This is a genomic window from Capsulimonas sp., assembly GCF_039929585.1.
Lineage (GTDB): Bacteria > Armatimonadota > Armatimonadia > Armatimonadales > Capsulimonadaceae > Capsulimonas.
The window spans coordinates 23,578-31,537 of sequence record NZ_JBDSQY010000157.1; the positions used below are offsets into that span (position 1 = coordinate 23,578).

Here is a 7,960-nt window from a genome sequence, read left to right on the forward strand (position 1 = left end):
AAGTTCAAACTTCTTTCCAATAAATTATGTAAACTACGGCACGCGCCAAACTTCCACACCGGCTTCGTGAAAGAAGGGGTCCAGGCGCTGGGCAAGCCGGGCAAGGTGGTGGCTCGGGACCTGCGGATACAGATGGTGCTCCAGGTGATAGGTCAGTTCCAGGAAGATCGCCGGGATGATGCGGCCGCGCAGGGTCCGCGTTTGGTTCAGCGGCGTGTCGCCGTAATCGCGGTGCGGGAGATGGACGGTGAGCAGTGGGTAAACCCAGCTTCCACCAATGACCATCACGACGTACGCAAGCAGCGCGGGCGCGGTCTTCCAGAGAACAATGCTCGCGACGATGACCGTCACATGGACGCCAGCTTCCGCGAGGAGCCATCGGTGCTGCTTGGGACGACCTCGTGTGCGCCGCAGCGACCAGAGCCAGAGTTTGGGCAGAAAGAATGGACCCTGCAGTACAGAACCCCAGAAAGTGAGGCGCGCGGGATCGCCTTCGGGATCGTCGGGGCCGGGAAAGACTCGGTGGTGCTGATGATGCGTCAGCCGATAGGCGTGCCCGCTTTCCAGCAGAACGGCGCCGAGGAGAAAGAGCCAGAGGTCGGTCTGACGCGGAGTGAGGCCGATGGCGCCGTGAACCACATCATGCGTTACCGTGACGACGGCGACGAAGATCCAGAAGACAATCAGCGGGCCGAGATACCACAGGCCAAAATGCATCGCGGCGGCGTAAACGAACACGCCCAGCAGCGGGCGTGCGAGAGCGACGACGCGCTGGCGCGGCGATGTGGTCAGTAAGTCGTCGCCGAGGTCTTCAAGCTGCGGTATCGGCGGGCTGGGATGCGCGTGCGTCTCCATGAGCTTCCTCCTGACTGACCGTTCGGACGCGGCGACGGCTTCCGAGTTCTCCCGAAATTCCGTCTGCGACAATCTTTGCGCCCACCAGACAGGCAACCGTTCCCAGGCCGGGCCACGTGGTGTCTCCCGCGAGCCAAAATCCCGGCGGGCCAAGATCGTGCGGAATGGCGTTCTGGTTGGCGTTGGACGGAGACAGGCGATACCCACCGATGGCGCCCTGCGGCCGGCGGGTGAAACGCGCGAATGTGCACGGCGTTCCCACCTCACAGACATGCGCCCGCTCTCCCAAATTGGGATAAACGCGGCGGGCGAGTGTCAGCAGTTTCTCGCCAATCTCCGCTTTCTGGCGCGAATACTCCTCCGGAGAAAGTCCGATCCAGCCATCCAGATCGCAGTGCGTCGAGATCATCACCGCGCGGCTTCCCGCCGGCGCGCTGTCTGTATCGCCCGACGCGGATACGGAGATGAACATATTGTTTCCGTTGCCGAGCTTGCCCGAATAGTCCTGCAAAAGCTGATGATGGGTGAACTCGTGGGAAGAAACTTCGGAATCGGGAACGCCAAGATAGACGGCGACCGCGCCGCCGTACGATCCGGCGTCGCGCTTCAAGTAAGGCGACAGGCGGCGCGTGACTTCTCCCGGTCCAAGGCGCGCGGCGATCTCCGCAGGCACGGCGCAGACGACCCGGCGCGCTTCGAGCGTCTCGCTCCGCGTTTGGACTCGATAGGATGCGCCGTTCCGTTTGATACTCTCCACACAGCAGCCGCCGCGAAATTCGCCGCCGAGCGCAGCGTAACGCGCCGCAAATTGTTTCCAGAAACCGGCCATCCCGCCCCGCGCCCGTGTCAGTCCCGCGCCGCGGATTGTCACACCCAGCGCCGCATTGATCAGCGGAGCACTGTCCAGGGAGCTATGGACGGTGTCCTCGATCAGGATGGAAAGCAGACCGACCAGCGCCCGATCTTCTCTCAATCCGTAGGACTTGAGGGCGTCGCCCATCGTTCGGCCAAGATGGCGGGCGAGCGGGACGTTTCGAAGCCCCGTGGCCCGGATCGCCAGCAGAATATCGTCCAAGTTTCGGAGCGGCAGCTGTGCGCCCGCGCGGCTTGCAGCCCAGAAGACCGCCGCCAAACGGTCCAAGAACGCCCAGAAGCGGCAATGCGCTTCTGTGTCGCCGAACACACGCAGTCGCTCCGCCGCCCAAAGGTCGGGATCTCGGTGCAGCATCACGGTTCGGTCCGGCAGCCACGCCGTATATCCGGCAAGGACTTCCCCTTCAAGAGTATTCAGGCCCACCAGGGATAATAATTCCCCACCCACTCCCCCCACGCCAAAGTCCACCAGTGTTGTGGCCCCGACGTCGAATGAAAAGCCATTGCGACGAAAGTATCCCGCACAGCCTCCGGGCTTGCCGTGCGCCTCCATCACCGTCGTGCTCAGTCCCGCCGCCTGCAGCCGGGCCGCCGTCGCCATCCCCGCAATCCCGCCACCTATAATAATCACATCGATCATCGTCTGCACGCTCCTTTCGGTCACGTCCGACGCCGCCCGATATTGTGAATTATTTCACAATCTATGGCCATTATACCACGACTGCTGGGGATTGCAAGTCCCCTTGGCGCGAATGCAATTACAAAAATCGTCTCATCAGGACGACACCGGCGATGCCGCCGATCAGCGCCATAACGCCGACAACGATAATGATCCCCACAATGTATACCGCAAAGACGCCGATATCGCCGATCTGCCCTGTCGGCTTCGGCTGCAGGGCGCAGAATATCCAAATTCCGAGGAATGCGACTCCGATTCCCAGAACAGCGCCTATCGTGAAATGCAGGACTGCGCCGAGTATCGTCCACAGAGACATGGCTGTTACCCCCAGTGTGTGATCCATTCGCCATGGCGCGCAATTTCGAATTCGTCTTCCATGATCAATATTTCCAGAGCTTCTTCACCGGAAGCGGCGATCCTGTAAAGATCGATTCCGTCGATATTTTGTGAAGTCATCTGCATATTCCGATAGACCCGTCCCGAGAGGTCCATATGCAGATCGACATTTTCGCACCAGCACACCCCGATACTGTAGAGTGTCAGGTTAAGATCGGGGCTCAAATGAGAGACCTGGCGCCTGCCGATCACATCGCTGATCAGCGTATTCAGGCCCGAATCTCCAATCACCGTTTCGATCTCCAAATCGCCGTATCGTCTCAGGAACTCGCAGACCGGCGCGCAGAGCTCGTTTCCGGACGAAATCACGGCGCGCTCATATTCGGAAATGTCGATGCATCGGTCCTCACGCCAGCCGCTCGCGATCATTAAGCGTTCTACTTCGGTAGAAAATCCCATGGTTTTTATCCTCCGTACGATCCCTATCCCAGATACCAGTATACAGACAAAACGAATCCCTGAAATGGGGCAAAGGACCTATTTCCATGGAATATTGTCGGAGAACGCAGGGAAGCGGCGGCGCAGAACAGAATAAGCTCCCATGCTTCAAGGCAAACGTTTTATCATTCATGGAATCAGCCGGCTGGCGGTACGGGTCGCGCGGACGCTCGCGGCTTCAAACGCGGAAGTGACGGTGCTGCGACGGCCGAGCGACGGCGATGAGTTTATACGGATGCTGCCGCCTGGGGCGCGGGTGCTGGAAACGAACGCCGATGAGGATGTGCGGCGCTTGGTGGAGGCGGGCGCGGCGCGGGCGGATTGTCTGCTGGCGCTGGGCGATGATGATCTCGATAACCTGCGGGCGGCGGTGGCGGCGCACACCGCCGCGCCTGAGCTCCCCGTGGTGCTGCGGACATTCGATCCAGGGCTTGCCGATCAATTGGAGCAGGGTCTCAATATCCGGCGCGCTTACAGCATGTCCGCGCTGGCGGCGCCCGCGTTTATCGCCGCGGCCTGCGGCGACGAAGTCCTGGAAACGCTGCGTCTGGGCGACGGCGAAGCGCCGATCTGCCGCCTTGTCGTGCGGCCGGGATCACCGCTCATCGGACGCACAACCGCGCAGGTCAAGAGCCGGTTCGGGTGCGGCGTTTTGGCGCGGGCGGCGGAGGCTAACGACTGGCGGCCGGTGCTGGGCGACGGAATGGATGCGCCGATCGGTGAAGGTGAGCAGATCCTGGTGGGAGGTCCGCTTTCCCAGGTCCTGCATGTGATTTGCCGCAATGCCGGCTGGCTGGGAGATGGAAAGCGCCGGAGAAAACGGCGAGCCGTGCGGCCCGCTCCCCGTACTCCGAGTTTGCAGCGTCGCACGCTCCTGCCCGCCGTCGCCGCACTGCTTAGTGCGGTGCTCGTCATCTCCATCACCGTGTTCTCCTACGCCCTGCACCTGCGTCCGATCGATGCGCTTTACTTCGTCATCACTACGGTAAACGGCGACAGCAGCCTGAAAGCCAGTCCCGGGTGGCTCAAGCTCTTTGGCTGCGTCGTGATGCTGAGCGGCGGCGCTTTACTGGGGATCGTCTTTTCGTATCTCGCCGCGCTCGCCACGGCTGAACGATTGGACGAAACCATGGGACGGCGGGCGGGACGGATGAGCGGGCACGTCGTTCTGGCGGGCCTTGGAAATCTTGGCTACCGGGTGGCGCGTCTGCTGACGGAGCAAGGCATGGAGGTGGCGGTTCTGGAGATGTCCGCCACGGCGAGGTTCGCGGACGCCGTTCGCTCCATTACCCCGGTGCTGACCGGAGACGCCCGCCTCCCGGAGAACCTGGAGCGAGCCTCCGTGCGTCAGGCCGCCGCCTTTCTCGGCTGCACCAACGACGATCTCTCCAACATCCAGGCCTGCCTGCACGTGCGCCGCGTCAATCCCGACGCCACCGTGATCGCGCGCGTCTTCGACGACGCCCTCGCCGAGCGTCTTGCCGACGCCTTTGCGATCGACCGGGCCCTCAGCGCCTCCCAGTGCGCCGTCGGCGCTTTTGTCGGCGCCGCCACCGACGAGCGCGCCCTGCGCCCCCTCCATGTCGGATCACTCTCGCTGATCGCCTGCCGATACACTATCACTCTCCCTTTCACCAAAGCCGATATGGACGCATGGCGCGCGAACGGCGTGCGCATTCTCGCCTTTCGAACGCCCGCGTCTCCGGTTCAGCCCCCCTCCGATCTCACCGGCGCGCTCGACCCCGGCGACGAAATCATCCTCTGCGGCCCCGCCGAAGCCGTCCGTCAAATCATGGCGGATGTCTAACGCAACTATCGAGACAAAACGGTGTCTCACTCAATAAGCGAAGCCATTCCTACAGCGGGAAGGCAGAACGTGATAGCGTTTGGAAATGGAGAGAGAATGTTATGACAACGTTTAGTATTTTCATGCTGATCTTTGGGGGTCCCATCTTACTCACGGCGGTGATTGTCGGCATCATCGTCGTCGCCCAAAAGAAACGAAACAGCGGCGGCTCCCAGAGCGAAAAAACACGCAGCCGCACAGGAATTGCCGCTAGCCTAAATACGCCGTTCTCCAGCATCGACTCTTCTTCCAGCAATTCAGCGCCAGCGCAGCATGGTCATCAATCCGGGCATGGACATCACGGCGGCAATTCCAGCGCGCACGGAGGCGGACATTCCGGCGGACACAGCGGCGGTCATTCTGGAGGACACGGAGGCGGACATGGCGGAGGAGGACATGGTGGAGGCGGACACGGTGGAGGCGGACACGGAGGCTGATCGCTCAGAAGCTCGTAACGGAGGCAAACTCTCATGGAAATCGCAGTCTTGTTCACAATCGCTCCCGCGATCATCTTCCTCGGATGGATGATCTTCCTCTTCACCTTTGGGGGCGCGGCGGCGAAGCGCAGAGCCAGCGGCTTGCGCGGAAACGGAGCGCAAGGCGCGGCGCCGGGTCACTTTGGGACTCGCAATACATTTGACGCAAACGACAGCGCATTGCCCGCTAGCATGGACCCGGCAAACCCGTTATATTCCAACGCCCAGACGCCCAACAGTTCCGTCGATACGAGCAGCAGCTCAGGTCATCACAGCGATCACGGCGGCGGCTCCCCAAGCCATCACCAAAGCGGATATGACCACGGCAGCTACAGTCACCATAACAGCGGACACGATGCGGGAAGTCACCATTCCAGCACACACGATGCGGGAAGCGCGAGCAGTTATAGCGACAGCAGCACAAGCAGCTACAGCGACAGCAGTTCCAGCGCGGCCAGTGATAGCGGAGGAGGCAGTAGCGCCAGCAGCGACAGTGGAGGCGGGGGCGGCAGCTCCAGCAGCGATAGCGGTTAACCGGCTTACCCCGCGCCGGCGCTTTATCTCGGTGTCCGGCGCGGTATTATGTCTTTATGTATCATCGCTTAAAATACTCCTCAATCGCCTTGGCCTTGGCCGCCGTATGTTGTCTGGCTGGCTGCAATCACGCCCAAACCAAAACCGCAACTGCAACGCCGCCCAGCGCGGCGTCAACGGCGGCCTATCACGCGGCGTTTACCACTTGGAGCACTCAATCTCAGCATGACGCCGAACGGCTGCTTGAAAACGATGTCATCATCTACCCCAACGATCAGCGCCTAGCTTTCTTCCGCGCAGCCTGCATGCGAAGCCGTTTCGATATCCCCAAAGCTCGCCCGCTATTGGAGAAAGTGGTGGAGCTCGACGCGAATTCTTCCATGGGGCAGTGCGCCAGCGATATCCTGCGCCTGGATGAAGGCGCGGATTTGGTGGCAAGCTCCAATAATCTGAACGCTCTCTCAGAGCAGAAGCCAGTCGATCCGATTGTTTTGTGGCTGAATGGGATCGAGTGCCGCTCCTTCCATCAGAGTGAAGAGGGTGTGCGGGTCTACAAGCAGCTTTTGTCGATAATCCCCAAGCCCGGTCCGGTTTTGGCTCACCAAACTTATGCGAACATGCTGGATGAAACGGGCGACCACAAGGAAGCTCTAGTTCACCGTTTGATCGCGGTCAAGCAGGAGCCGGCGCCATGGAGTTATAACGGGCTGGCGAATACGCTGGACCGCCTGGGACGTCCCGAGGATGCGGCGAAGGTCCGCCAGGCCGCCGCCGAAGGTTTCCGACAGTAACATACGGAATTTGCCTTTGGGCGACGCAACCATTCGTACGCATCTGTGTCTCACGGAATACAAGAACATTCACAAAGGAGACAGATGCTTATGGAGCCAATCATCATCGTGATTGCGATCGTGGTGTTGATCCTCGTGGTGGCGGTGACACAGAAGGATCAGAACCCGCAGCGGCGGCGCAGGAACGGAGCGCAGAGCGGCTCTGGGGACTACGGGTCATCCTATTCGGATGGCGGCGGATCGTATTCCTCCCGCGACAGCCACTCGCATCACTCAGGACACTCCAGTCACCATGGGGGACATGACGGTGGAAGCCACGGGCATGACGGCGGAGGCGGATGGGGCGGAGACAGCGGCGGGGGTGATGGAGGAGGAGGAGACGGGGGAGGCGGAGGCGATTGATCTTCGGACCTCCAAAGAAAGAACGCTCCGGGATCGTTGGTCCCGAAGCGTCGCGCCACGTTTGCCGAATGGGAAATTTATAGGTGGAGCAGGGTCGCGGGACCGTCCGCCGCTTCAATCTCCAAAACCGAATCGTCGCCATCGCTGTCCTGATAGCGCCAAACGTAAGTCGGCTCCGTCACGACGTGGACGATATGGTCTTCCGTATCATCGCCCAGGAAAATCTGGATCGTCCCTTCTTCCCCGTCCTTGAAATCCACCGACACGCCGGTCAGGGTCAGACCCTGCGCGATCGTCTCCGCTTCTTCCGCGTTCGGGTCGCCGTAGGACGAGCCCACTTCCACCGTCACCGCCTGTCCGGAATAGCGCTGGCTGAACTCGGTGAAGAATTCCGTCCACTGATGCGCGGGAACCTCCTGCGCCTCCATCACGGAAGCCCCCTCCTCTTCCTCGTCGTCGCTCTCATCGACACCCTCGTAATCACTGGAAGAATTGACGTTCAGGCTCATTGATGTTCCTCCGATATCCGTAATCTGGACGGCCCGGCTTTGCAGAACCGCCGGCCGCAATCCACGTTTACCCAATCCCACGAAAAATCTTTCATCAATTTTTCACTCACCCTCGATTCGGAGCTCTTGACGCGTCGCTTAAATGCGCCTTGCGGCCGCTT

10 protein-coding genes are annotated in these 7,960 nt (G+C 60.8%); 5 read left to right on the forward strand and 5 right to left on the reverse strand.

Translation table 11 applies throughout. From position 1 onward, the window contains the following. Nucleotides 1-33: 33 nt before the first annotated feature. The 4 genes from ABIZ35_RS10995 to ABIZ35_RS11010 form a co-directional block, all read right to left on the reverse strand. On the reverse strand, nucleotides 34-855 hold the full coding sequence (locus tag ABIZ35_RS10995; protein ID WP_348219946.1) for a fatty acid desaturase: 822 nt from the start codon (nucleotides 853-855) through the stop codon (nucleotides 34-36). Further along, nucleotides 812-2,368: an NAD(P)/FAD-dependent oxidoreductase gene (locus ABIZ35_RS11000; protein WP_348219947.1), complete on the reverse strand. Its 1,557-nt coding sequence runs from the start codon at nucleotides 2,366-2,368 to the stop codon at nucleotides 812-814. Before ABIZ35_RS11000 ends, ABIZ35_RS10995 begins: the two co-directional genes overlap by 44 nt. Before the next feature lie 118 nt (nucleotides 2,369-2,486). Then, the gene (locus ABIZ35_RS11005) at nucleotides 2,487-2,750 is read right to left on the reverse strand and encodes a hypothetical protein (RefSeq protein ID WP_348219956.1); all 264 of its coding nucleotides are present in this window, start codon (nucleotides 2,748-2,750) and stop codon (nucleotides 2,487-2,489) included. Continuing rightward, complete coding sequence (locus tag ABIZ35_RS11010) at nucleotides 2,729-3,202, reverse strand: SUKH-3 domain-containing protein (RefSeq protein ID WP_348219948.1); 474 nt, start codon at nucleotides 3,200-3,202, stop codon at nucleotides 2,729-2,731. Before ABIZ35_RS11010 ends, ABIZ35_RS11005 begins: the two co-directional genes overlap by 22 nt. Nucleotides 3,203-3,344: 142 nt before the next feature. Here ABIZ35_RS11010 and ABIZ35_RS11015 point away from each other — a divergent pair, with 142 nt between their 5' ends. The 5 genes from ABIZ35_RS11015 (at nucleotide 3,345) to ABIZ35_RS11035 (ending at nucleotide 7,290) form a co-directional block, all read left to right on the forward strand. Next, nucleotides 3,345-5,048, forward strand: coding sequence for a potassium channel family protein (locus tag ABIZ35_RS11015; RefSeq protein WP_348219949.1), 1,704 nt, complete (start codon nucleotides 3,345-3,347; stop codon nucleotides 5,046-5,048). A gap of 101 nt (nucleotides 5,049-5,149) precedes the next feature. Next, a complete protein-coding gene (locus ABIZ35_RS11020) occupies nucleotides 5,150-5,524 on the forward strand; it encodes a hypothetical protein (protein ID WP_348219950.1) in 375 nt (124 codons plus the stop codon). Between the two features lie 33 nt (nucleotides 5,525-5,557). After that, complete coding sequence (locus ABIZ35_RS11025; protein WP_348219951.1) at nucleotides 5,558-6,097, forward strand: hypothetical protein; 540 nt, start codon at nucleotides 5,558-5,560, stop codon at nucleotides 6,095-6,097. 56 nt (nucleotides 6,098-6,153) lie between these two features. Next, on the forward strand, nucleotides 6,154-6,888 hold the full coding sequence (locus ABIZ35_RS11030) for a hypothetical protein (protein ID WP_348219952.1): 735 nt from the start codon (nucleotides 6,154-6,156) through the stop codon (nucleotides 6,886-6,888). Nucleotides 6,889-6,978: 90 nt separating this feature from the next. Then, nucleotides 6,979-7,290 carry a hypothetical protein gene (locus ABIZ35_RS11035; RefSeq protein WP_348219953.1) on the forward strand — a complete coding sequence of 104 codons (312 nt, stop codon included), beginning with the start codon at nucleotides 6,979-6,981 and terminating at the stop codon, nucleotides 7,288-7,290. A gap of 77 nt (nucleotides 7,291-7,367) precedes the next feature. Here the strand turns inward: ABIZ35_RS11035 and ABIZ35_RS11040 are convergent, their stop codons facing one another. Then, complete coding sequence (locus tag ABIZ35_RS11040; protein WP_348219954.1) at nucleotides 7,368-7,880, reverse strand: DUF5335 family protein; 513 nt, start codon at nucleotides 7,878-7,880, stop codon at nucleotides 7,368-7,370. Between the last annotated feature and the right edge of the window lie 80 nt (nucleotides 7,881-7,960).